Source organism: Proteus vulgaris (assembly GCF_023100685.1).
Taxonomy (GTDB): domain Bacteria; phylum Pseudomonadota; class Gammaproteobacteria; order Enterobacterales; family Enterobacteriaceae; genus Proteus.
Genome location: NZ_CP090064.1, coordinates 2940666 through 2963514 on the forward strand (window position 1 = coordinate 2940666; position 22849 = coordinate 2963514).

At 37.6% G+C, this 22849-nt stretch carries 24 protein-coding genes, 1 other RNA gene and 2 pseudogenes; 12 read left to right on the top strand and 15 right to left on the bottom strand.

The window, feature by feature from the left end; genetic code table 11:
- Positions 1 to 129 precede the first annotated feature (129 nt).
- From rseC to trmN, 5 genes are all read right to left on the bottom strand, one after another.
- On the bottom strand, positions 130 to 594 hold the full coding sequence (rseC, locus tag LW139_RS14210; RefSeq protein ID WP_072068725.1) for a SoxR-reducing system protein RseC: 465 nt from the start codon (positions 592 to 594) through the stop codon (positions 130 to 132).
- Positions 595 to 606: 12 nt separating this feature from the next.
- A complete protein-coding gene (gene rseB / locus LW139_RS14215; RefSeq protein WP_166540803.1) occupies positions 607 to 1575 on the bottom strand; it encodes a sigma-E factor regulatory protein RseB in 969 nt (322 codons plus the stop codon).
- 46 nt (positions 1576 to 1621) lie between these two features.
- Positions 1622 to 2251 (bottom strand): anti-sigma-E factor RseA, encoded by a 630-nt coding sequence (rseA, locus tag LW139_RS14220; protein WP_208105208.1) that lies wholly within the window; start codon positions 2249 to 2251, stop codon positions 1622 to 1624.
- 38 nt (positions 2252 to 2289) lie between these two features.
- Entirely contained in the window at positions 2290 to 2868 is a 579-nt protein-coding gene (gene rpoE, locus LW139_RS14225; protein WP_023581594.1) for an RNA polymerase sigma factor RpoE, read from the bottom strand.
- Between the two features lie 296 nt (positions 2869 to 3164).
- Positions 3165 to 3920 carry a tRNA(1)(Val) (adenine(37)-N(6))-methyltransferase TrmN gene (trmN, locus tag LW139_RS14230; RefSeq protein ID WP_227335780.1) on the bottom strand — a complete coding sequence of 252 codons (756 nt, stop codon included), beginning with the start codon at positions 3918 to 3920 and terminating at the stop codon, positions 3165 to 3167.
- 264 nt (positions 3921 to 4184) lie between these two features.
- On the opposite strand from trmN, the gene srmB reads away from it, so the two are divergent.
- Entirely contained in the window at positions 4185 to 5549 is a 1365-nt protein-coding gene (srmB, locus tag LW139_RS14235; protein WP_247850101.1) for an ATP-dependent RNA helicase SrmB, read from the top strand.
- A gap of 143 nt (positions 5550 to 5692) precedes the next feature.
- On the opposite strand, the gene grcA is transcribed toward srmB, so the two are convergent.
- Positions 5693 to 6076: an autonomous glycyl radical cofactor GrcA gene (gene grcA / locus LW139_RS14240; RefSeq protein ID WP_023581591.1), complete on the bottom strand. Its 384-nt coding sequence runs from the start codon at positions 6074 to 6076 to the stop codon at positions 5693 to 5695.
- A gap of 334 nt (positions 6077 to 6410) precedes the next feature.
- Between grcA and ung the strand changes: the two genes are divergently transcribed.
- Positions 6411 to 7091: a uracil-DNA glycosylase gene (gene ung / locus LW139_RS14245; protein ID WP_247850102.1), complete on the top strand. Its 681-nt coding sequence runs from the start codon at positions 6411 to 6413 to the stop codon at positions 7089 to 7091.
- 119 nt (positions 7092 to 7210) lie between these two features.
- On the opposite strand, the gene grpE is transcribed toward ung, so the two are convergent.
- Complete coding sequence (gene grpE, locus LW139_RS14250; RefSeq protein WP_166540808.1) at positions 7211 to 7822, bottom strand: nucleotide exchange factor GrpE; 612 nt, start codon at positions 7820 to 7822, stop codon at positions 7211 to 7213.
- A gap of 100 nt (positions 7823 to 7922) precedes the next feature.
- Here grpE and nadK point away from each other — a divergent pair, with 100 nt between their 5' ends.
- From nadK to bamE, 3 genes are all read left to right on the top strand, one after another.
- Complete coding sequence (gene nadK, locus LW139_RS14255) at positions 7923 to 8822, top strand: NAD(+) kinase (protein ID WP_109407352.1); 900 nt, start codon at positions 7923 to 7925, stop codon at positions 8820 to 8822.
- A gap of 87 nt (positions 8823 to 8909) precedes the next feature.
- On the top strand, positions 8910 to 10571 hold the full coding sequence (recN, locus tag LW139_RS14260) for a DNA repair protein RecN (protein WP_166540809.1): 1662 nt from the start codon (positions 8910 to 8912) through the stop codon (positions 10569 to 10571).
- A gap of 113 nt (positions 10572 to 10684) precedes the next feature.
- Positions 10685 to 11047, top strand: a complete 363-nt coding sequence (bamE, locus tag LW139_RS14265; RefSeq protein ID WP_088495022.1) for an outer membrane protein assembly factor BamE — start codon at positions 10685 to 10687, stop codon at positions 11045 to 11047.
- Between the two features lie 202 nt (positions 11048 to 11249).
- Here the strand turns inward: bamE and LW139_RS14270 are convergent, their stop codons facing one another.
- Both LW139_RS14270 and LW139_RS14275 read right to left on the bottom strand, forming a co-directional pair.
- A complete protein-coding gene (locus LW139_RS14270; protein WP_413685691.1) occupies positions 11250 to 11546 on the bottom strand; it encodes an RnfH family protein in 297 nt (98 codons plus the stop codon).
- Positions 11536 to 11970 carry an SRPBCC family protein gene (locus LW139_RS14275; protein ID WP_006533588.1) on the bottom strand — a complete coding sequence of 145 codons (435 nt, stop codon included), beginning with the start codon at positions 11968 to 11970 and terminating at the stop codon, positions 11536 to 11538. Before LW139_RS14275 ends, LW139_RS14270 begins: the two co-directional genes overlap by 11 nt.
- A 155-nt stretch (positions 11971 to 12125) precedes the next feature.
- Here LW139_RS14275 and smpB point away from each other — a divergent pair, with 155 nt between their 5' ends.
- From smpB to LW139_RS14290, 3 genes are all read left to right on the top strand, one after another.
- The gene (gene smpB, locus LW139_RS14280) at positions 12126 to 12608 is read left to right on the top strand and encodes an SsrA-binding protein SmpB (protein ID WP_109407355.1); all 483 of its coding nucleotides are present in this window, start codon (positions 12126 to 12128) and stop codon (positions 12606 to 12608) included.
- Positions 12609 to 12667: 59 nt separating this feature from the next.
- Positions 12668 to 13034, top strand: a transfer-messenger RNA (tmRNA) gene (gene ssrA / locus LW139_RS14285).
- A gap of 177 nt (positions 13035 to 13211) precedes the next feature.
- On the top strand, positions 13212 to 13571 hold the full coding sequence (locus tag LW139_RS14290; protein WP_247850103.1) for a hypothetical protein: 360 nt from the start codon (positions 13212 to 13214) through the stop codon (positions 13569 to 13571).
- Between the two features lie 39 nt (positions 13572 to 13610).
- Here the strand turns inward: LW139_RS14290 and LW139_RS14295 are convergent, their stop codons facing one another.
- Entirely contained in the window at positions 13611 to 14414 is an 804-nt protein-coding gene (locus tag LW139_RS14295; RefSeq protein WP_247850104.1) for a hypothetical protein, read from the bottom strand.
- 77 nt (positions 14415 to 14491) lie between these two features.
- Between LW139_RS14295 and LW139_RS14300 the strand changes: the two are divergent.
- A pseudogene (locus LW139_RS14300) lies at positions 14492 to 15660 on the top strand (IS3 family transposase).
- 19 nt (positions 15661 to 15679) lie between these two features.
- Here LW139_RS14300 and LW139_RS14305 read toward each other — a convergent pair.
- The 3 genes and pseudogenes from LW139_RS14305 to LW139_RS14315 form a co-directional block, all read right to left on the bottom strand.
- Entirely contained in the window at positions 15680 to 15868 is a 189-nt protein-coding gene (locus tag LW139_RS14305) for a hypothetical protein (RefSeq protein WP_247850105.1), read from the bottom strand.
- Positions 15861 to 16034, bottom strand: coding sequence for a host cell division inhibitor Icd-like protein (locus LW139_RS14310; RefSeq protein WP_247850106.1), 174 nt, complete (start codon positions 16032 to 16034; stop codon positions 15861 to 15863). The genes LW139_RS14305 and LW139_RS14310 overlap by 8 nt, the downstream gene beginning before the upstream one ends.
- A gap of 24 nt (positions 16035 to 16058) precedes the next feature.
- Positions 16059 to 16184: pseudogene (locus LW139_RS14315) on the bottom strand (ash family protein); the annotation flags it as partial.
- A gap of 225 nt (positions 16185 to 16409) precedes the next feature.
- Between LW139_RS14315 and LW139_RS14320 the strand changes: the two are divergent.
- Positions 16410 to 16856 (top strand): hypothetical protein, encoded by a 447-nt coding sequence (locus LW139_RS14320; RefSeq protein ID WP_247850107.1) that lies wholly within the window; start codon positions 16410 to 16412, stop codon positions 16854 to 16856.
- On the top strand, positions 16857 to 17471 hold the full coding sequence (locus LW139_RS14325; RefSeq protein WP_247850108.1) for a hypothetical protein: 615 nt from the start codon (positions 16857 to 16859) through the stop codon (positions 17469 to 17471).
- A gap of 70 nt (positions 17472 to 17541) precedes the next feature.
- On the opposite strand, the gene LW139_RS14330 is transcribed toward LW139_RS14325, so the two are convergent.
- Both LW139_RS14330 and LW139_RS14335 read right to left on the bottom strand, forming a co-directional pair.
- Positions 17542 to 19737: a S8 family peptidase gene (locus LW139_RS14330; protein ID WP_247850109.1), complete on the bottom strand. Its 2196-nt coding sequence runs from the start codon at positions 19735 to 19737 to the stop codon at positions 17542 to 17544.
- Complete coding sequence (locus LW139_RS14335; RefSeq protein ID WP_042844860.1) at positions 19727 to 20812, bottom strand: AAA family ATPase; 1086 nt, start codon at positions 20810 to 20812, stop codon at positions 19727 to 19729. The genes LW139_RS14330 and LW139_RS14335 overlap by 11 nt, the downstream gene beginning before the upstream one ends.
- A gap of 360 nt (positions 20813 to 21172) precedes the next feature.
- Here LW139_RS14335 and LW139_RS14340 point away from each other — a divergent pair, with 360 nt between their 5' ends.
- A complete protein-coding gene (locus LW139_RS14340) occupies positions 21173 to 22780 on the top strand; it encodes a hypothetical protein (protein ID WP_247850110.1) in 1608 nt (535 codons plus the stop codon).
- Positions 22781 to 22849: the final 69 nt, after the last annotated feature.

Below are 22849 nucleotides of genomic sequence, written 5' to 3' on the forward strand. Positions count from 1 at the left end.
TTACATTTATTTGTGATTTTTTTGAGGTAATTTCCAGATATCGAAACGTGTTAATTTAAGATGAAAACGATAACAAAATTAACCAAGCAAAAATAATGGGGCTAATGCCCCATCTTTTTTATCTGTCAGCTACTCTTGAAATTGAACCTTAAGTTCATGAGGAGGAAGACCTATTTGTAATATAACAGGCTCAAACCCTTCGTCTTTACTCCACCATGTTGCCACTTTTTTTGCTAATAAAAAGCCAAGAAGGCCACCAGCAAGACCACTACAAAAAATAGCAAATTCACTGGAAAACCAAAGGCTCGCAATACCCGCAACAATAAATAGACCAATAAGTGGCGTTAAATACACCAACATAGCCGAAAGGAGTAAATTATTTTCAGGGATCCCTACTTCCACTTTTTGCCCTTCAACTAAAGGTTGTGCAACAGGAAGTTCGAGTTGATGAACAGTTTCGGGCCCTATTTTATTTAATAAATAAGAGCCACACGCGGCACGAGCTTGGCAACTACCACAGCCAGAAGAGGAACCGTAGCGCAATAACGCTCTTCCTTCATGCCAATGTATAACTGTTGCCCACTCTTTAACCATAACTTATACCTTTTACTTTTTCGTAAATACAACACTGTTGACTATCTTCTGTGCCGTAGAAAATGGTAATTGACCAATAAAGGTAATTTCATTGCCTTCTTTGTCATAGGTATAAATTGTATTACGACCATACCTTAACATTTTATCGCGTTCGGGCGAATTTGTTTGCTGACCACTTTTATTAACATAAATAGAGAAGTCAAATAAGCCATCACTAAATAAAATAGACTGACTAAATTCAGTTTCAGAAATCTGATGATTACTACGTTTTACTTCTTTAAAACCATCAGGTAACTCGCTGACTGACCAGTTATAAACTAAAGATTTAGATTTAGGAATAAGTAACACTGGCGGCATATTAACCGTACGTAATGAATTCAATTTAGTTTCAACCTCATTGCCTTCATTCACCGTGATCACCCTAAATTGTTCAATAATGTCATTATTTTTATCTAAAAGATCCACTCTTAAAGGAAGATATCTTTCTTCATCAATAAACAGGACATAATCATAACGGTCATTATTTTTTGATAGCACACGCACAACGCGACTTGGAATATCACCGATATGTGTTCTACCTGCATCGATAAAGTTATAATATCCCGATAACTCATTGAAATCTTGGTAGATAATAGCTGGAATATAATCAACAATATGATCATTTCTCAAGCTAAAGGCATCTAATCCTGGCTCAAAATAACTAATTTCATTACCACGTTGAACAATTTCACGACGTGTACTGTCCATTTGCATTAGTTGTGCAAGGGGTTTGTCATCAATAAGAGTATGACGATAGCGAATAGGGACAATACCTTGAGAATTGATATTGATAAAAGATAATTCATAGGTAGAAGTTTGACTTGTATGACCCATCTTTTGCAACAAAGCCTCGACACTACCCGTTTGAGGTTGTGCCAAGGCTTGTATCGACATTGACAGGCTGCCCACCAATAATAAGGCGGATAACCATGATTTTTTCATTACGACTGTTTCATTCCCACACGTTATTTATACATTTACGTCGTTATTATTGCTGTGCAGCTACTGGTTGAGTGACACCTTGCTCATTCGCAGGTGCTTCATTTTGTGGTGCATTATAAATACGACGATCTAACTCGTACTGTTGCAACATTAAGCCAAGGCGCTGATTGCGCTCTTGTAAACGTGTTTGCTGGTCTTTGCCTAAAGTATCGTTTTGAAGATTTAAACTCACTGGCGCACCTGAACCCATAATAGGTTGGGTATTAAATACAGGAGTGTCTACTTGGAAATCTTCAGAACCATTCTTTCCATTATATTGCTGAACACCAACAATAACAGCTAATGAAACACAAGCCGCGACACCGATTTGAGTTAACTGACTTGCCCAAGGACGTAACGTTTGTAAGAAAGAGTGCTGACGCCATTGTGATGGCGCAGGTTGCTGCTCTCGTTGTTGTTCAGGACTTATGCGGACAGGCTCATTCTCTAAAGCGAGCGCAACGCGACTTGCGATATCAAAGTGGACTACTTCACCTACATCACCACGCATTGTGTCACGAATTAAATGGTAACGTTGCCATGTCTCTTTCATGGAGTCATCACGCGCAATTGTTCCCATTAATTCTTTATCAAGAACTTCGCCATCCATAAATGCAGAAAGTTTTTCTTTTTGCATGTAAAAGTACCCTTCAGTCAATGATGGTTCACCCACAATCAAAACTCTTGTATTAATGGTTGAACCTTATTATCAATAGCTTCTCGCGCCCTAAAAATACGTGAACGTACTGTTCCGACAGGGCAATCCATAATGACGGCTATCTCTTCATAGCTCAGTCCGTCAAGTTCCCGAAGTGTTATAGCAACCCTTAGATCTTCAGGTAATGACTCTATGGTGTGAAAAACCACTCTCCGTAACTCTTCAGACAACATTAAATTCTCAGGGTTCGAAATTTCTTTTAATGCGTTTGGTGATTCAAAATTTTCGACATCACTCGCATCTAAATCATTTGAAGGCGGACGTCGCCCTTGTGCCACCAGATAATTTTTTGCGGTATTCACCGCAATGCGGTAAAGCCATGTATAAAAAGCACTATCACCACGAAAAGAACCTATGGCTCGGTAAGCTTTAATAAAGGCTTCCTGCGAAACATCTGGCACATCACCCTGTGGTACATAACGGGAAATCAGGCTTGCTACCTTGTGTTGATAGCGGATAACCAGCAAATTAAACGCATTCTGGTCACCATTTTGTACCTTTTCAACCAACATTTGGTCCGTTAACTGCTCGCTCATTAGAGATGGACTCTCCCGAAGTCAAGCTTCGCACTATTTTTAAATGACTCCGTCATATTTACTCTCGTTATTCCTTCTCGTTTTTTATGAGCTACATGACTTAGAGCGTAAAAATAGTATGAAGTTCAATTCAATCATTATTTTAAGAGATGAATCACAAAAAAATTATCATGGTGATCACCAGCCAATATGCAATTTGCCAATAAAGAAACGATAACACAATGATATTATTTAGATATATACGATTACTTACAACAATATATATTATCTTAAACAAGGCATTATTAAATATAGATTTAATAATATAAATAAAAGTCAGTTACCCAAGATTGAAACTTATCAGTGTAATGACCTTCATTATGACGAATAATAAGCTCTTCTATATTACATCCAATGCAACTTTCACTTTGTCTTTGAAATGCTAACAATATTCGATGGTAGGGTTTGTCTGCGCTATCTTTGATATTCACTCGCTTGACAATATTCCACTCTTTTTTTTCTGCTATTTCAATAAATTGTTCACCAATAGCATAGGGCAACACAACACAAAATAAACCATCATCTGTAATAAGTGATTGCGCACTGTCCAATAATCCCTCATGCGTTAATGTTTTAGTATAACGAGCTTGTTCACGAACATCATTACGACAAGCAATTGCCGGCTCAAAATAAGGGGGATTACTGACAATTAAATCATACTTACCTTGTGTTTGTTCTGCATAATGATGAATATCACAATGATAAATATGAATTAATGAACACCATTGTGATGCTTGGGCATTGTCTGTAGCTTGTAATGCCGCATTTTCATCAAGTTCAATGCCATCAATACACTCAATTTGGTTAGCCCGTTGAGCCAACATTAAAGCAACTAATCCACTCCCCGTACCGATATCAAGAGCTCTTTTTACATTCTCGATAGGTGCCCAGGCTCCGAGTAAAACGCCATCTGTCCCTACTTTCATTTCACACTTATCATGAGCAACAAAAAATTGTTTAAATGTAAAACCACCTTTGCGTAATCCCGCTTTTTTCACTTTCTTTTGATTCATCTATAGGCTCTATTGATTCGTCTTACTATCTCTTTTTTATTACTTATCATTCATGTCATTGAAAAAGAGATATATGGTATGATAACGCTTCTGCAACCCCTATCTTAACATTAAACTATTTGTATACGATGCGCGCTTATTTAGATTAAGCCTAAAAACAACGAATACCTTCGTCTATCGGTAATATATAATGTGATAGCGGTAAATCCGCTGGCTTTTAGCAGGGGATAATGTCAAAATCCGCGCCCTAAACAGAGGTATACAATGACAGCCACGACATTTTCTAGTCTTGAACTTGATGAAAGTTTATTGACCGCATTAGAAGAAAAAGGATATCAACGTCCTACTGCAATTCAAGCAGATGCTATTCCAGCAGCAATGGATGGACGTGATATTTTAGGCTCTGCGCCAACAGGCACAGGGAAAACTGCGGCCTTTTTACTTCCGGCAATTCAACACTTGCTTGATTACCCACGTAAAAAATCAGGCCCGCCACGTATTCTTATACTGACACCAACACGCGAACTTGCTATGCAAGTTGCCGAGCAGGCAAAAGAATTATGTGCGCACACACATTTAGATATCGCCACTATCACGGGCGGTGTTGCTTATATGAATCACGCTGAAGTCTTCAGCGAAAACCAAGATATCGTTGTTGCAACAACAGGTCGTTTATTACAGTACATCAAAGAAGAAAACTTTGACTGCCGTGCGGTAGAAATGCTGATTTTAGATGAAGCAGACCGCATGTTAGATATGGGTTTTGCTAATGATATTGAAACCATCGCGGGCGAAACTCGCTGGCGCAAACAGACATTACTATTCTCAGCAACACTTGAAGGTAATGCTGTCATTGATTTTGCACAACGTATCCTCAATGAGCCCGTTGAACTGAATGCTGACCCTTCACGCCGTGAACGTAAAAAAATTCAGCAGTTCTATTATCATGCAGATAATCTTGAACATAAAACAGCATTACTGGCCGCATTGCTAAAGCAAGACGATGTTAAAAAATCGATTGTCTTTGTGCGTAAAAGAGAGCGAGTAAGAGAGCTCGTTTCTGCGTTAGAAAAACAAGGTATTAAATGTAGCTATCTTGAAGGTGAGATGGCGCAAACACAACGTAATGATGCAATAAAACGATTAGAATCAGGCCAAATGAATGTATTGGTCGCGACAGATGTTGCTTCTCGTGGTCTTGATTTGGACGACATCACCCATGTGTTTAACTTTGATTTACCTCGCACTGCTGATGTTTATTTGCACCGTATTGGTCGTACAGGACGTGCTGGTCGTAAAGGTATCGCCATTTCATTGGTTGAAGCACACGATCACCCATTATTAGGCAAGATTGGCCGTTATGTTCAAGAGCCAATAAAATACCGTGTCGTCGCTGAACTACGTCCAACCACTAAAGCACCGAGTCAAAAAGCAACCTTTAAGCCATCTAAAAAAGTACTGGCTAAACGTAAAGCGAAAAAAGACGAAGAGAAAAAAGCAGTCAAAGAAAAAGTACGCGCTCGCGATCGTAAAAATATTGGCAAGCGTCGTAAAACGGCCACCAATAGCGCGACAAAAAGTGCGGCACCAGTAAATTCAGCAAAAGAAACACTGACTGATAGCGAATAATCTGCATTATTTCTTCATTTATTTAGAACCGTAGCGAATTAATATCGCTACGGTTTTTTATTATTTAATAACACTTATTGTGCATAAAAAAGCCCGATATTTTCATATCGAGCTTTATCATTAACTTATTACTTTAGTGAAAATTACAGGCTTTCAGTGAAAGTACGAGTAATAACATCACGTTGCTGTTCTGGAGTCAGTGAGTTAAAACGCACTGCATAACCAGAAACACGAATAGTTAATTGAGGATATTTCTCAGGGTTGTTAACTGCATCTTCCAGTGTTTCACGGCTTAACACGTTAACGTTAAGGTGTTGACCACCTTCTACACGAACAACCGGTTTAGATTCTACAGGCACTTCACGGTATTCGATATTGCCTAACTCTTTACGGTTAATCACTTGGCCTTCTTCAAAGCCTTTTTTAGCACAGATGCAACGAGCTTCGCCGTTTTCATCATCTAATAACCAGAAAGAGTGTAATAAATCGTCGTTATCAGCTTTAGTAATTTGGATACCAGTAATCATTTCGACCTCCAATATGGGCGCAAAATCAAATTCTAATCTCGTATCAGAACTTGGGTATTTGGTCTAACCAATGTTTCTGTCTACTTATATACCAGTATAAATGGCGTCATTCTTTGACTAATATCAATAAAATTCATAAGCACTTTATCAACCAAGGTGCAAAGTGTTGTTTTAAATCAACAATCGCCCTTTCTTGATTTGCAATTTTTTTTGTAAATTTTAAAAGAAAATTTGAATATTCAATTAATTCTAATTTTTAAACCGTTATATTTTCATTCATTCAATGAAATCTGTAAGCTTAGGCACTATAAGATATCAATAAGGATTTTATGTTATGACTACCGCATTAACTTGGCATGATGTAATAGGTGCTGAAAAAGAAAAGCCTTACTTTCATCAAATTATGTCTCAAGTCGCACAACAAAGAGAAGCCGGAAAAATTATTTATCCCCCTCAAGAAGACGTTTTTAATGCTTTTCGTTTTACGCCTTTTGAAAATGTGAATGTCGTTATTTTAGGACAAGATCCTTATCATGGCCCAAACCAAGCTCATGGACTCTCTTTTTCTGTACGCCCAGGTGTACCTGCCCCCCCTTCACTAGTTAATATGTATAAAGAGCTTGAAAAAGAATACTCTGATTTTAAGCGCCCTAACCATGGCTACTTAGAAAGTTGGGCAAAACAAGGTGTTTTATTGCTTAATACCGTATTGACCGTAGAGAAAGGCCAAGCACATTCTCACGCTAATTATGGTTGGGAAATATTCACAGATGCTGTTATTGAGCAGATTAATCAACGTAGAGAAGGGGTTATTTTCCTACTTTGGGGAGCCCATGCTCAGAAAAAAGGTCGTTTTATTGATACAAATAAACACGTTATCTTAAAAGCACCTCACCCATCACCACTTTCAGCACATAGAGGCTTTTTAGGCTGTGGTCATTTTAAACAGGCTAATGATATTTTACAGCAACAAGGCCGAACACCTATCAATTGGTATCTTGACGCGATTGAGTAAGACCTGCCTTTAAAAAATATAAAACCGCACAATAACTTGAAGATTTATAAACTTCGTATTGTGCGGTTTACTTTATCTACACTGAATAAAACGTGTGATAACGAATACTTTTATTAATGCTATTTAGAAACGATAACCATAGCTGGACGTAATAAACGACCATTTAAGGTATATCCTTTTTGCATAACATCAACAACATGATTAGATTCATGTTCAGGACTATCAATCAATGTCATCGCTTGGTGAACATCAGGGTTGAATGCCACATTTTTTTCTTCAACGACTTCAATGCCAAATTTACGCACGGCATCTAAGAATGACTTCAGTGTTAACTCTAACCCTTCAATCATTGGTTTTTGCGATTCATTTTCATGATCAGCAGCAGATAAAGCGCGCTCTAAATTATCAAGTACCGGCAATAATTCATTAGAAAATTTTTCAAGTGCAAATTTATGAGCTTTCTCAATATCTTGTTGGGTACGGCGACGCACATTTTCAACTTCAGCCAAAGCACGAGCCATAGCTTCACGCTCTGTTTTTTGTGATTGCTCCAGTTGTTTTTCAAGAGAATCAATACGCGCTAATGCCTCAACTAATTCAGCTTGAGCATTAAAATCCGCTTGTTCTTCTTCGGTCATTACCTGTTCTTGAGATTCATCCATTACCGATCCCATTCCTTCTTTTTCTTTTGAGACTTGCTCTTCATGTACATTTTGTTCTTTACTACTCATGAACATCTCCGCGTAGTTTTGGTATTCATCTTCATATTTAGTTTATTATGGGGATCAATAAACGGGTTTCAAGGAATTGGCGCAAAACGAGGGTAAAAAAATGCCAGATAATACCGTAACGGAAAAAAAACACTTTAAATGTATTGGCATTGTCGGCCATCCTCGCCATCCAGAGGCACTTTCAACACATGAAATGCTTTATCATTGGCTACAAGCTCAAGGCTATGATGTTATTATTGATACACAAGTCGCTCATGAGCTAAAACTTGAAAATGCACAAACGGGTGATTTAACACAAGTGGGTAAAGTCGCTGATCTCGTGATTGTCGTCGGAGGTGATGGCAACATGCTCGGTGCTGCGCGAGTGTTATCTCGCTATAATATCAAAGTAATTGGCGTTAACCGTGGTAACTTAGGTTTTCTTACTGATCTTGATCCTGATAATGCCTTACAACAATTAACTAATGTCTTAGCAGGACACTATCGTGAAGAAAAACGGTTCTTACTTGAAGCTCGAGTCTGCGCTGAAGGTCAAAGAACACGTATTGGTACAGCAATAAATGAAGTCGTGCTTCATCCTGGTAAAGTGGCTCATATGATTGAGTTTGAGGTTTATATTGATGATCGCTTTGCCTTTTCACAGCGTTCTGACGGCTTAATTATAGCTACCCCCACAGGTTCAACCGCCTATTCATTGTCTGCTGGCGGCCCTATTTTAACGCCCAATCTTGATGCTATTGCGCTTGTACCTATGTTTCCCCATACCTTGTCAGCACGCCCTTTAGTTATCAGTAGTGATAGTCAAATTCGTCTAAAATTCTCACAAACGAATATCGATTACGAAGTAAGTTGTGATAGCCAATTAGTATTACCTATTAAAGAAGGCGATGAAGTTATCATTAAACGTAGCCGTCAAAAACTCAATTTGGTTCATCCGACTGATTACAATTATTTTAATACACTCAGCTCAAAATTAGGTTGGTCAAAAAAAATGTTCTAATTTTTGTGCCTCACTACTTTACTGTATAAAAAACCAGTTTATACTGTATGTAATTACAGATATGTTTTTATACACAGGAGAGGCACTATGCTGACTCAATTAACTATTAGTCATTTTGCCATAGTCCGTGAACTTGAAATCGATTTTTCTGGTGGCATGACGACCATTACGGGTGAAACTGGTGCCGGTAAATCTATTGCCATTGATGCACTAGGTTTATGCTTAGGTAACCGTGGTGATGCTAATATGGTGCGCCCAGGTGCAGCTAGAGCTGATTTATGCGCACGATTCTCACTCTCTGACACGCCATCAGCACAACGTTGGCTTGAAGAACATCATCTTGATGATCATAACGAATGCCTATTAAGAAGAACCATCTCCGCTGATGGGCGTTCTCGTGGTTTTATCAACGGTACTTCCGTGCCCCTTTCACAATTAAGAGAGCTAGGTTCTTTACTTATCCAAATTCATGGGCAACATGCTCATCAGCAACTTTTAGAACCTCGTTATCAAAAACAACTGCTTGATATTTATGCTCATGAGCCTGCTTTATTAAAAAGCATGAAATTAGCCTATCAAACATGGCATCAAAGTTGTCAGACATTGGCCTCGTTTCAACAACTTTCCCTAGAAAGAGAAGCAAGGAAACAACTGGTTGATTATCATTTAAAAGAGCTTAACGAGTTTCAACCAGTACAAGGTGAATATCCTGAATTAGATCAAGAATATAAACGCCTATCTAACTGCGGACAATTTTTGACCTTAAGCCAAAATAGCTTACAACTCTTAAGCGACAACGAAGAACAAAATATTTTAAGTATGCTCAATGTCGTTAAACATGAAATTGCAGAGCTCACCTCTATGGAGAGTCAATTTAATTCATTGTTAGAGATGCTAGAAGAAGCCTCAATCCAAATTAGTGAAGTGAGTGACGAACTTCGCCACTATAGTGATCGTTTAGAAATGGATCCTAATCGCTTATTTGAAGTTGAAAAACGCATGTCTAAATACATTAGTTTGTCACGTAAACATCGCGTAGCACCTGAAGAATTATATGATCTTCATCAGCAATTAATTGAAGAGAAAAATGCCTTACTTCGCCAAAATGATGATTGTGAAACGTTAATCGAACAAGTAAAGGCAGATCATTTAATGGCGTTAGATGTTGCTAAACAATTACATCAAGTTCGCCAACAATATGCTAATGAACTAAGCCAACTTATCACAAACAGTATGCATCAGTTATCAATGCCTCATGGTTATTTTACTGTTGATACTTACTTTGATGACAGTTCACTGCAAATCGATGGCGCCACAAAAGTTGAATTTAATGTCACTACTAATCCAGGACAACCTCACCAAGCGCTTTCTAAAGTGGCTTCTGGTGGTGAGTTATCTCGCATTGCGCTCGCAATACAAGTGATCACAGCGAAAAAAATGGATACACCAGCTCTAATTTTCGATGAAGTAGATGTGGGGATCAGTGGCCCTACAGCCGCTATTGTAGGTAAATTATTGCGAGAATTGGGTGAATCAACTCAAGTAATGTGTGTTACTCACTTACCTCAAGTCGCGGGTTGTGGACATCAACACTATTTTGTTAATAAAGAAACCAACGGTGAAGAGACAGAAACCACAATGAAACTATTATCGAAAAAAGAACGATTACAAGAGCTCGCCCGTTTATTAGCAGGAAGTGAAGTCACCAAAAATACCTTAGCAAATGCGAAAGATTTGTTGGCTGCATAACGATTAACAAACTTTTATTGATATTTAGGGTCATAGGCAGAGCGTGAAAGGTTTTCAATTGCTGCGTTGTCGATTATCATCGTCACTATGACCCTAAAAGGAATGTAATAACCATGCGTTTTAAACTGTTAAAAGTTGCCGCCTTATCTTTAGTCGTAATGACTTCAGGTTGCTCTATGTTCGAGAGACTGGTTTATCACCCAGATATCAATCAGGGAAATTATTTAACACCAGCCGAAGTCGCAAAAGTTCAGCAAGGAATGACACAGCAGCAAGTTCAATTTGCCCTTGGTACGCCAATGCTTAAAGATCCTTTCGGAAGCCAAACTTGGTATTATGTTTTCCGTGAGGAGCCAGGTCACCAGGAAGTACGTCAAGAAACGCTGACACTAACTTTTGATAGCAATGGCATACTGACTAAGATTGACAAGCAAGGCAATATGCCTAATTTCTCAGCACCTGCAACTAAATCGTAATGTGATTACAGTGCTAAGAAAGCTTAGTTTTATATAAGATTGGCAAAAGCGAATTGCACCCCATACGTTAAATTTGACGTTGGGGTGTGTTTTTATAAAGAGAAATTACTTTATAGCAGTGTTATCTTTTATTGTATCTGTCTGTAATCAAGCGCCTATCAATGCAGTATGTAGCGCCCCTATATTGGGCAAAAGCATGGTATTACTCCGCTTTTTGTCGTGCTTTTTCAGCACGCTTACGACGCATTTCTTTAGGGTCGGCAATTAAAGGTCGATAAATTTCAACTCTATCACCGTCTTTCACATTATCACTTAGCTTTGCTGGCCGACTATAAATGCCAACTTTATTCTTAGTTAAATCAATATCATTACAAATAGTTAAGATATTTGAAGCAATAATGGCTTGTTCAACAGTGTCCCCTAGCGTTAGTTCTACAGGGATAAGATACTGTTTATCAGGCAACGCATAGGTTACCTCTACCCATATTTTAGTCACGATAGATCTCTTTCGCTCTGTGAGTAAATGCTTGAACCATATTGTTCGTTAAATCTTTAAAAATACGGCCAAAAGCTAACTCAATTAATTTATTAGTGAACTCAAAGTCTAGCTGAAATTCTATCTTACACGCATTATCATCAAGTGCGGTAAACACCCATCCCCCAGTCAATTTACGAAAGGGGCCATCAACAAGACGCATATCAACACGTTCATTAGTCTTTAAAAAGTTATGGGTAGTAAATGTTTTACTAATTCCCGCTTTTGAGACATTTATTGATGCAATCATTTCTTCTGGTGTGCTTTTGATCAGTTTACTTCCAACGCATCCTGGTAGAAAATCAGGATAAGTAAGAACATCATTAACCAGTTTAAACATTTGCTCTGTGCTAAAAGGGACGAGAGCAGATCGACTAATCTGAGGCATAGTTATTCCTGTACGACAACACTGTGTGGATCATATCATTGAACAGTGACTAATTAAAAATCTAATGGAATATAGCTTAAGTTTTATGCAATTGAAAAGAAAACAGTCGGTTAAATGATTTCTTTCTATTGCTCATACAGTATAATGTGGACATTATGACAAAGAAAAAATCACACAAACCTGGTTCCGCGACCATTGCGTTAAACAAACGTGCTCGCCATGAATATTTCATCGAAGATGAGATTGAAGCGGGTCTGTCGTTACAAGGCTGGGAAGTTAAATCACTGCGTGCCGGTAAAGCAAACATCAGTGATAGCTATGTTATCATGCGTGATGGCGAAGCTTATCTTTTTGGTGCAACCATTACTCCTTTAAATGTTGCATCAAGCCATGTCGTTTGTGACCCGACTCGTACCCGTAAACTATTATTAAAACAACGCGAATTAGATTCACTTTACGGTCAAATCAATCGTGATGGATACACCGTCGTTGCTCTTTCTCTTTATTGGAAGAATGCATGGTGTAAAATTAAAATTGGCGTAGCCAAAGGTAAAAAAGATCATGATAAACGCGATACCATTAAAGATCGTGAGTGGAAATTAGACAAAGCACGTATCATGAAAAATGCTAACCGCTAAATTTCGTTAAGTACTAGCAATTACAAGTATTTTTCTGATATACTCGCTTTCAACAACTTGGGGCTGATTCTGGATTCGACGGGATTTGCGAAACCCAAGGTGCATGCCGAGGGGCGGTTGGCCTCGTAAAAAGCCGCAAAAAAGATAGTCGCAAACGACAATCAGTACGAAGCACTAGCAGCTTAATAACCTGCTTAGAGCCCTCTCTCCCTAGCTTCCGCTCTTAAGACGGGGATCAAGAGAGGTCAAACCCAAAAGAGATCGCGTGGAGACCTAGCTTGGGGTCAAAGCGTTAAACTTAATCAAGCTAGCTTATTCATGGCGCGTCTGTCCGCAGTGGGTAAGTGAAATTAAAGATAGACTAAGCATGTAGTACCGAGGACGTAGAAATTTCGGACGCGGGTTCAACTCCCGCCAGCTCCACCAAATTTGGTGGGTCAGTGATAGGACAACGGTTTCAAAAACAAGAAGTTAGCGAAATCACCAAGACTACACACTGACAACAAAAGGACTATAAATGACACGCAAATGACACGCGGATCATTTAAAGTTTAAAAGGCTCACTTCGGTGGGCCTTTTTATTAAGATCGATAAGGGTGAAAAATGAAAACGTCAGAATTAATTAAGAAGCTACAAGAAATAGATAAAACTGTACCTTTTGATGCTGACATTGTTACTGGTGATGACTGGCTCCCCTGTGGCGTTGAAAATGTTTACCACGCCCCACCCAATACATATATTCAATTCAACTCCTATGATGCCGATGAGATGTGGGGAGATCTACAAGAAAATAATAGACGCACATCTATTGTCGAATTATCAGCGCGAGTTAGTGAAATAAATGATGTAGTAAAAATGATAGAGTCCAACACTTCAATTACAGCCTTGGATATAATAAAGGAATTAAATTCCAGATCTAAACGGATGTCAGAAATGGCTAATTTATTGAAAGAAACAGAGTAGTTCCGATGCTCGATGGAACCGACCGAGTTATATAATCAATCAGTTATCAATTTCTGGTGCGCTATTGGTGTCCTGATTTTCTTCCTCTTCTTTTTGTCTACGTTCCTCTTCCACTTTCTGCGCCTCTTCCATCTCACGCATTCTCACGTTATAGATTGATTGCTCTGGCATCTGTACACGCACGGAGATAAAACGGCCATCAGGGATATCAATTGGGTCGCCGTCATTGAAGTCGTCAATATCATTACGGGCAAATTTAGGTGCGTTAGGGTGAGTGCGGTGATAGGTTTTAACGAGAATCGAACCATCTTTGTTAACTTTAGAGTTAACCCATATCAACGGCTGTTTATTTACATCGAGTGGAATTTCAATACCGCCATCAACACCGCCCCAGCCTGCATCTGAGTTAAAACCAAGCACACCCTCGATAAGATATTCACCCTGAGCTACTCGAGTAACATTTGCGCCTTCTGATTCGTCGTTAGTTGTGAATGTGCCATCAGGGTTGATGTCGATAATTGGGGAGGCTTTTTTATAGAACCCGTTAGAGTCTGGTTTAGCATTACCTGTATGAAGAATTTCATACGTACCAACCCAACTATCATTTTCTTTATGAGTGTATAAAAGCTTTTTATTTCGCCCAAATATTCCCATCTGATAAGACGTTGGTTGATGAGCATGTGCTGATATGATCCCGTTATAAACAGTAGATGGGAGATCATTATCAATTCCAGTTGATGTATAAAATCCGTTATCTAAAAAATCTGCTTTAGATGATTTAACTCCATCGCTACGCACATTCATTAACTCAGACCAATAAGTCCAGTTGTTAACATTTCGCATTCTATATGTAGTGGTTTAATAAATTTGGCCACCTGAATAGAGGTGATATGCTTACCTCAAACAATAAAGGTGCCTTAATGAAAAAACGAAATTTCAGTGCAGAATTTAAACATGAATCTGCTCAGTTAGTTGTTGATCAGAACTACACTGTTGCTGATGCAGCTAAAGCCATGAATATCGGTCTTTCCACTATGACCCGATGGGTAAAACAGTTGCGCGATGAACGGGCTGGCAAAACGCCGAAAGCCTCTCCCATCACGCCAGAGCAAATTGAAATACGTGAACTCAAAAAGAAACTTCAACGTATTGAAATGGAAAATGAAATATTAAAAAAGGCTACCGCGCTCTTGATGTCAGACTCCCTGAACAATTTACGTTAATCGGAAAGCTCAGGGCGCGTTATCCCGTAACCACTCTCTGCCATGTATTCGGGGTTCATCGCAGCAGTTATAAATATTGGAATGCCCGTCCTATTCAGCCTGATAGAAGACGCACCGTATTGCGCAGTCAAGTTCAGGAACTACACAACATCAGCCATGGCTCTGCTGGGGCAAGGAGTATTGCCATAATGGCAACGTTCAAGGGCTTCCCTATGGGGCGTTGGCTTGCCGGTAGGCTCATGAAATAGCTCGGCCTTGTAAGTTGTCAACAACCGAAACACCGCTACAAACGTGGCGGACAAGAACATATTGCTATATCGAATCATCTCGAACGTCAATTTGTAGTGACTGAGCCCAATCAAGTGTGGTGTGGCGATGTCACCTATATCTGGACAGGCCAACGCTGGGCGTATCTCGCCGTTGTTCTCGATTTGTTCGCCAGAAAACTGGTGGGCTGGGCAATGTCGTTCTCTCCGGACAGTCGATTGACCATCAAAGCGCTGAAAATGGCGTGGGAAACTCGGGATAAACCAGCAGGGATGATGTTCCACAGTGATCAGGGTAGCCACTATACAAGTAATCAGTTTCGGCAGTTACTATGGAGATATCGGATCAAACAAAGTATGAGTAGACGCGGAAACTGCTGGGATAATAGTCCAATGGAGCGCTTCTTTAGGAGCCTGAAGAACGAGTGGGTACCCATGACTGGCTACATAAGTTTTAGTGATGCTGTCCATGCAATAACGGACTATATTGTCGGGTATTACAGCGTACACAGACCTCACGAATATAACGGAGGATTATCACCAAACGAATCCGAAAAGAGATACTGGAAAAACTCTAAAACGATGGCCAGTTTTAGTTGACCACTACAAACACCAATTACTAATCAGTTGGCTTTTCGTTTTGCATCTTAATAGCCATTTGTGCAGCGGTTTCTTGCGCCCATGCGATTAGGTCATTGGAGAGGTCTTTAGCCTGTGGATCTAACGCCAAGAACTGAGCCGCTTCTAATGCTGCAGCAATTGGGCGAATAACATCCGCTGGAGTAGCAAAAACAGGATGATTAGGCATGTGCCACCTCCTGACGAATACGCGCAGAAAATACACAAGGTGAGTCGGGAAGTAATGAACGCGCTTCTTGTTCGCTGGTGGCTTCAACAATGAAGTACTTAAATTGTTGGCAGGAGAAAAAACGCCATATAAATTTAGGATGAGTTTGGGCAGGGGTAGCCATCATAAAGATGATCTCCAGTAACTTAGTTAGGGAGTCACCACGAGAGGTCTCAATCTCTAAAGGGGTGGTGACGTTGACAGGGTTGAGACTACTGGAGTTACTGGATTCCAGCCAGCCCGAAGGCTGCCCCGCCAACGCCACCATAGATTCGGAACGGTATAATACCGTATTTAATAGGTATGCGTAGGCATAGACACAAAAAAAGACGCTGGCGCGTCGTGTGTCGCCAGTAACTGTTTCAGGGTCTCAATCCTGACACTAGATTTTGCTAGTGCAGGATCACTATATCGAATTGATACCAATAGAAGCAAGTTATTTTGAATGCTTTTGTGAGTCTTAAAATGCTAGACTACCGTGAATTGTTACTCGGAATGTAATATGAACGATATGGTTGAAAATATAGAACAACTGAAATTTATACTAAAAGCCGTAAAACATGAAGCACACAACTTTTCGGGGCTTGGCCTAATTGTTTATTCTGACTTAAAATCAATACCAATTTACCCTTTGAGAGTGAAAGAATCACCTTACATTCACTTGAATACAATAGATCATTTGAAAAAAATATCTGAGTATACCAGTGGCTTTCACGATGGATTTCATCTACTAAATAATCGATTAGAAATCACTCATGTCTCTCAATATTTTTCTCCACCCATTATCAATAATATTAATTTAACAAGGAAAGATGGGTTTGGAGGCAGGTATTTAGCTGCATTATTTGGAAGTTGTATTGATGGAATTATGTTAACCGGAATTGCCAGCAATAATTTTGGGATATCCATATTTAATAATGGAATTGAAATTTACCATGAGGATAATTAAATGTTAAAACTAATAGAACCTAAAACCATAGTTATCTTTATATTATCTTTATATTTCATAATTATATCCATCCTATTTACATTCTATTACTACACTACTGATGGACTATTTTCATATCTAAGTATGTTTTTCAAAGCTATTTCGTTCACTTGGTTAATAATTTTCATTTTGTGTTTTACATGGGAATATCTATGGAAAAAAATCCCATTACTCTCTAAAATATTCTTTCCAAATTTAAGTGGAGACTGGATAATAACCATCGAATATTTTAATAAAGAGGATAATAAAACAAAAGAAATTGAAGGGAAATGCCAAATACATCAAAATATTTATAGTTTAAGCATAAATATTCAGACAGAAACATCAGAATCTGAGACTCTGTCTATATCTGCTGAAAAAGATTTGATATCAGGATATATAAAGCTCCATTACATCTACAGAAATGAGGTTATAAAACAAGATGATAGTTCACTCCCCGATATTTATTTAGGTACTGCTATTTTAAAAATAAAAAATGACAGTAATAATCTAAATGGTCAATATTTTACATCAAGAAATGGTAAAGGACATTTTAGCCTATCAAGGATTCAAGATGAAAACAGTAATAAGAAATAAGAATCCGATCCTGTACCTTTAGCTATAAAGTAAAGCATGGCCTTACACCATGCTTTGATGAATAGCTATTTTATAATTTAAGTTGAATTTGTTGCCTTATTTGTATTGGCTGTAATGTTTGATATCTTTGCCGTATGCTATTGTACAATTCAGGTGTATCTACTGCCTGTAGAGAAACGATTAATACATAGGGAAGATCTGGTAAATCATCTACTTCAACAGGCAACCCCCCTTCACGACCATGGTATGTAACATCAAAGCAAGGATCTTTTAATGTATCTTTATTGAAAGTATGTTCACTACGTAATGTAGTTTCCCATTTGTGGGAATCTTCACGTAACTCTTCTTCCGTAGCATAAATATGCTTTTTGTTAAAAAGGGCAAATGTTGAGCCTGGGCTATCATTTGGTGTTTTTCTTAAGATAACTTCTAGACCACTTTTTGTATAGTTAACAGGATGCTCAACATCAACAGGTGTTGTAAAGCAGAAAGTGGCTTTCAATGTCACTTTTCCATTTATAGCGGTATCAGGAAAAGGTATGGACGCTCGTAAGTTTTGGGTCGGTTTTAGAGTACCCTGATATATAACTTTAACTTCATTATCATCACTATAAATTAAGCTAGATATTTCATGAGGGAATTTTCCCCAGCCTACATGGCTACGTTCGAAACCAAGATTCTCAGCATGATGTATAAGTAACGCTTTTGCCGTTAAAGGTGTTATATCGTATTGTAAACTAGCTGCTAGACCTATTGCTTGTCTTAAAACTAAAGGTGATGAAAAGCTTGTGCCTGCGGTATTTGCTATGCTACCTAAAAATGGACTGAATATTTTAAAAGGTTCGTCTTTGCATCCTCCGAACGCGACACCGTCAGGCTTAACAAAACCGGGGCTTCTTCCGGGGCCTATACAGCTATAATCAGTTTTTTCCCAAATATCTGATAGTGAACTTGCAGCGCCAACAGCTAATGCATTGACTAGATCTGATGGTGGTTGAATGCGATTTAGTCCTTCCTCAAGTTCTCCATCATTTCCTACGGCTACAGTACATAAGGTCTTACCCGAGGATAAATATTGCTCTAGCGTTGAAGTCCAAGCGTGAACGTCATCATCTTCTATTGGAAACCTAGGACCTAAGCTGAGATTAATATAATCGTAATTTTTAGAGTCTAATACGGACTTAATTCTAATAAGCACATCAAAAAAGTCTTCATCACTGCCGTTTATCGTACCGTCTAGAACTCTATAGTGATCGATATTTGTGTAGGGGACAGGTAAATGCTCTTGGCCCTCAGCTATTGGTCCAAAAAGAACGGTTGAAGTGACATCCTGCCCGTGAGATAAAAGCTGACCACTAGTTTTAGCATCATCAGAAAAAGTATATTCTTGAACCCAAGGTTCAAAGTCTGTATTACCGATTCCTCCATCGAAAATAGCCACTTTAATATCATTATTTAAGGCTTTTTCCTTTGGGATGTTAAATTTACTTTCACTAATTGATCTAGTAAAAACAGGATTATTTATTCGTAGACTTGGAAGGTCACGAATAACACGTAAAAAAGAAAAATTAGCTATTTGTTTCGCTGCCGACGCACTCGCTTCAATAGGTAAAAAAGTCAACCCATTAATTGAAATTATCTTATTCTTATTTGTTTGTGCTCCACAACTTTCAGCATATTGAATAAAACTGTTAATAATACTTTTGTCTTCATTTGGAGTATGAAGCGCTATTTCTAACTTTCTAATATTTTGAGATTGTTCGATATTTTTTATTTTATCATTGGCATCAAAAAAAGAAATCTCTTCAAAAGTAATGATTTCATCTTTTTCTCCCTTTTTAAGGGTATTTTTATCCATTGCACTGTAAAGATCCTGAAAACTTTTTACTTTTCCAGAAACATAGATACAAGCACTTGAATATTCTTCTTTTATTTTCCCCCGCCCTTGAACGACTTTTCTTGGCCTTACTTTAACAGATTTACTACCTATACTACGCAAACTAAAATGTTTAAAAACATTTACAGGAAAATAGGATTTTGCTAAAAATGCTGGGTGAAGTGTTATTTTTGCAACAGCCTCACCATTAGGTTTGGCGTTATCAGGAATATCCTTGATGCAATCAACCAATGAAAGCAGTTCTTGCATGATGATAATTTTATTTTCTTCGTAAGTATAAGGTTTATTTTTTGTTCCTCCCCCCCTATCTAATTTAACTTCTTTAGTTAAAGTTTCTCCATATCCTAATAATAAGTTTTTATTTTTCATTATCGTTACCCTCAAATTGGATTAATTTTTTAACTAAAGGTCTAGATAAAGAAAGCTCAGAAGATATTAATCTTTGAGACATTCCTTTCTCATATAGCTGCTTAACTAGTTGCTCTAATGATTCATTTTCAAATAGCTCTTCAACTATCGCTTTATTTACAGGGATACCTTCAAGTATTGAATTTCTCTTGGCTTGATTTATTGAGCGCTCTATAACCGCAAACGAACGGCCTACTAGTTTGTTACTAATATTTTTTGCTATACCTTGTGGCACTTCATGTTTTATAAGAAATTTTTCAATTAGGTCTTCTGACGGGTAATCAAAACTGATTACCCGATCAAATCGCCGCCAAACTGCAGGGTCTAGCAATTCACCATGATTTGTAGCAGCAACAAGTATTGATGTATTTGGCCATTCATCTATAGCCTGTAATAGTACCGTGACCAATCTTTTTAGTTCACCAACATCGGATGAATCATCTCTTTTCTTGGCAATGGAATCGAATTCATCCAGTAATAATATGCATGGAAATGAGCGTGCATAATCTAATACGGCTCTGATATTATTCCCCGTTTTTCCTAGAAAGCTGCTCATTACACTTGCTAAATCTAAAGTCATTAAGGGTAGATCTAGCTTCCCTGCTAACCATTTTGCAGCTAAGGTTTTACCTACTCCTGGTGGACCATCCATTAATAAAGATCTAGACGGAAGTAAGCCATTTTCTAAAAGTTGTTCTTTTTTCTCCCACTCAGATATGAAACGTACAAGTGAAGTCGATATATGCTCAGGCCATAACGGGTCTATAGATATTTGAACTGGATAGCTTTCAACTAAAAGTTTTTGTCGCGTATCAGCATCAACAGGTGCGGGTAGCCTTTGAATTGATGCCCCTCTCACAGCATGCATTGTTCCTGTAGCTCGCATAAGCATATCGCTAAGCTCAGAGGCTAGTTCAGGGGAATCTTTTTTGATTTTTCTAATCATGATCCGAAGGCGCATTTCTAAGCTTTCTCGCTTTCCTTGTAATGCATCATTCATCACTTCAACAAACATATCCTTAGTGATGTTTATCATATTAACCACTCCAAAGGCAATCTTTACCAAAATTAGCTAAATGATATACCATATTGTGCAAATATCCAGTTGTTTTGTTTTTTAATTCTATTTTTTATTGCCATTAATTCAAATTTTATTACCAATCTGTTTTATAGTAATTATCTTTGCTCAAAGTTCAGGCAGCCGCTGATTACACAACAGAGGTAACAGTGCTATAGCCTTTCACTTTCAATAGATTACCTTTCATTTTTGCTGATTAGCTCACAAGCTAAAAATATCCATATCGCATAAGTTGCGAATTTTTGCGAGTTTGGACTTTACCTAATCATAATGTCTCTTAGAATAGACTTCTAAGTGATACTGCTAGGGGTATCGTTTTTGGGCTATGCAAAAGTACCGCATATAGGGAGGGAATCTTATTTTATGGCCATATTTGAGTATGCGGTAAGTAATGATACAAATGAGCTGCTTCATGTAGATAGTGTTAAGAAAGGACTAGAATGTAATTGTATCTGTCCAGATTGCCATGATCCGATGATTGCTAAAAAAGGTAAGGTTAAGGTTCATCATTTCGCACATTCGAATAAAACAGAACGTGAATCATGCTATATGACTATGTTACATAAAGTAATGCAGCAACATTTCGCGTGTCTAGAGTTTCTCTCTCTCCCTGCTGCTGAACTTTCGATTTTTGATAAAAGTATTAATGTCCCAAAAAGAAAAGTTAAAGTTCTTGGCGCTAAACTAGAGTTTAAAATAGGTCAGTATTATGCTGATGTGCTACTAGAGACAAAATTAGGTAATATTGCAATAGAAATATTTGTTACACATAAAAATGAAGAAGAAAAGATAAATTACTATAAAAATAACAATGTAGCATCTTTAGAATACGATTTTAGTAATTATAGAGATATACCAATAACTCAAGTTTTTCATGATATAAGTATGAATAATATACCAGTTAGCTGGACTCAGTATTTAAAAAAAGAATATTATGAGAATAAAGTTAAGTTAGATATTGAATATCAAAGCAAGGTATCTGAATTAGAAGAAGAACGTAAGTACTTAGTATCAATAGATATTGCAAAAGAAAAGTCACAAGAGATAGAGTCAAAAAATAAACTAGTTCCACCTGAACTTTACGAAGATATTACTGTTAATTTCAATGGGGGAGTAAAAACAGTTCATGCTGACCTTCTAGAAAAAAAGAAACCTTTTATATTCGATAACATCATTACACATGAAACGAAGACGTGTATCACTTTGAATTGCTATATAAAAGATAAATTATTGAAGATAATTATTCCTTTCTATGGTTTCGCAATACCTAATTTTGAAGATAAAAACGTTAGTTCAATGACTTTATGTATTGATTATTATAATAAGAACCAAGGAGCTAAATTATCTTGGCTAAATTACAAATATAAAAAAAAGGTAATAGATTGTATAAAAGTAAGAGTAATGAATGCGCTAGAAATAGAAAATATACTTTTAAATATGGTAGATGAATACATCCTTTTTAATAAAAACAAAGCATATTCTCAAGATTATAAAGAGTGGTTAAAATGGTTAAAACTGTATGAGATAACCCCGTTAAACTATAATGAGAAAATGACCATTCCAAAGCTTTTTAGAGTCAACAAAAACTTCTCTTATTTTTGGATGTTCAATAATTGGAATGTTTTTGTTTTAAGTGTATTAGTTATTTTAATTGATCAGCATCCTATTGGTTCCGAGATTAAACATAATAAATTATTTGATACCTTAGTGGATATTTTACCAATAAAAAATGAATTTTATGAATATGAAAATTTCATACAGAATAGTCAATATATAGAGAAAAATAGCAAGAAATTTTTTAATAAAAAGGAAATTTTATCCGCAATGTTAAATCGATTTATAGAAAAAGGGTATTTAACGACAGAGCGTGATCACCTTATTAATAATACTAACTTGCAGAATGAACTACGAAAACACTATGTTTAAATATGCTGCAGTAACCTCTTACAAATTCAAAAAGGGCGATTGAACATATAAAAACTGGTACAGAAAAGC

Bases quoted from the DNA above. Each gene is read 5' to 3' on its own strand.
- LW139_RS14320 (WP_247850107.1), top strand. From the start codon at position 16,410: ATGAACGATATGGTTGAAAATATAGAACAACTGAAATTTATACTAAAA.
- grcA (WP_023581591.1), bottom strand. From the start codon at position 6,076: ATGATTACTGGTATCCAAATTACTAAAGCTGATAACGACGATTTATTA.
- LW139_RS14310 (WP_247850106.1), bottom strand. From the start codon at position 16,034: ATGATGGCTACCCCTGCCCAAACTCATCCTAAATTTATATGGCGTTTT.
- srmB (WP_247850101.1), top strand. From the start codon at position 4,185: ATGACAGCCACGACATTTTCTAGTCTTGAACTTGATGAAAGTTTATTG.
- rpoE (WP_023581594.1), bottom strand. From the start codon at position 2,868: ATGAGCGAGCAGTTAACGGACCAAATGTTGGTTGAAAAGGTACAAAAT.
- smpB (WP_109407355.1), top strand. From the start codon at position 12,126: ATGACAAAGAAAAAATCACACAAACCTGGTTCCGCGACCATTGCGTTA.
- LW139_RS14290 (WP_247850103.1), top strand. From the start codon at position 13,212: ATGAAAACGTCAGAATTAATTAAGAAGCTACAAGAAATAGATAAAACT.
- grpE (WP_166540808.1), bottom strand. From the start codon at position 7,822: ATGAGTAGTAAAGAACAAAATGTACATGAAGAGCAAGTCTCAAAAGAA.
- rseC (WP_072068725.1), bottom strand. From the start codon at position 594: ATGGTTAAAGAGTGGGCAACAGTTATACATTGGCATGAAGGAAGAGCG.
- nadK (WP_109407352.1), top strand. From the start codon at position 7,923: ATGCCAGATAATACCGTAACGGAAAAAAAACACTTTAAATGTATTGGC.
- recN (WP_166540809.1), top strand. From the start codon at position 8,910: ATGCTGACTCAATTAACTATTAGTCATTTTGCCATAGTCCGTGAACTT.
- trmN (WP_227335780.1), bottom strand. From the start codon at position 3,920: ATGAATCAAAAGAAAGTGAAAAAAGCGGGATTACGCAAAGGTGGTTTT.
- LW139_RS14295 (WP_247850104.1), bottom strand. From the start codon at position 14,414: ATGCGAAATGTTAACAACTGGACTTATTGGTCTGAGTTAATGAATGTG.
- LW139_RS14335 (WP_042844860.1), bottom strand. From the start codon at position 20,812: ATGATAAACATCACTAAGGATATGTTTGTTGAAGTGATGAATGATGCA.
- LW139_RS14325 (WP_247850108.1), top strand. From the start codon at position 16,857: ATGTTAAAACTAATAGAACCTAAAACCATAGTTATCTTTATATTATCT.
- rseB (WP_166540803.1), bottom strand. From the start codon at position 1,575: ATGAAAAAATCATGGTTATCCGCCTTATTATTGGTGGGCAGCCTGTCA.
- ung (WP_247850102.1), top strand. From the start codon at position 6,411: ATGACTACCGCATTAACTTGGCATGATGTAATAGGTGCTGAAAAAGAA.
- LW139_RS14305 (WP_247850105.1), bottom strand. From the start codon at position 15,868: ATGCCTAATCATCCTGTTTTTGCTACTCCAGCGGATGTTATTCGCCCA.
- LW139_RS14275 (WP_006533588.1), bottom strand. From the start codon at position 11,970: ATGCCTCAGATTAGTCGATCTGCTCTCGTCCCTTTTAGCACAGAGCAA.
- bamE (WP_088495022.1), top strand. From the start codon at position 10,685: ATGCGTTTTAAACTGTTAAAAGTTGCCGCCTTATCTTTAGTCGTAATG.
- LW139_RS14330 (WP_247850109.1), bottom strand. From the start codon at position 19,737: ATGAAAAATAAAAACTTATTATTAGGATATGGAGAAACTTTAACTAAA.
- rseA (WP_208105208.1), bottom strand. From the start codon at position 2,251: ATGCAAAAAGAAAAACTTTCTGCATTTATGGATGGCGAAGTTCTTGAT.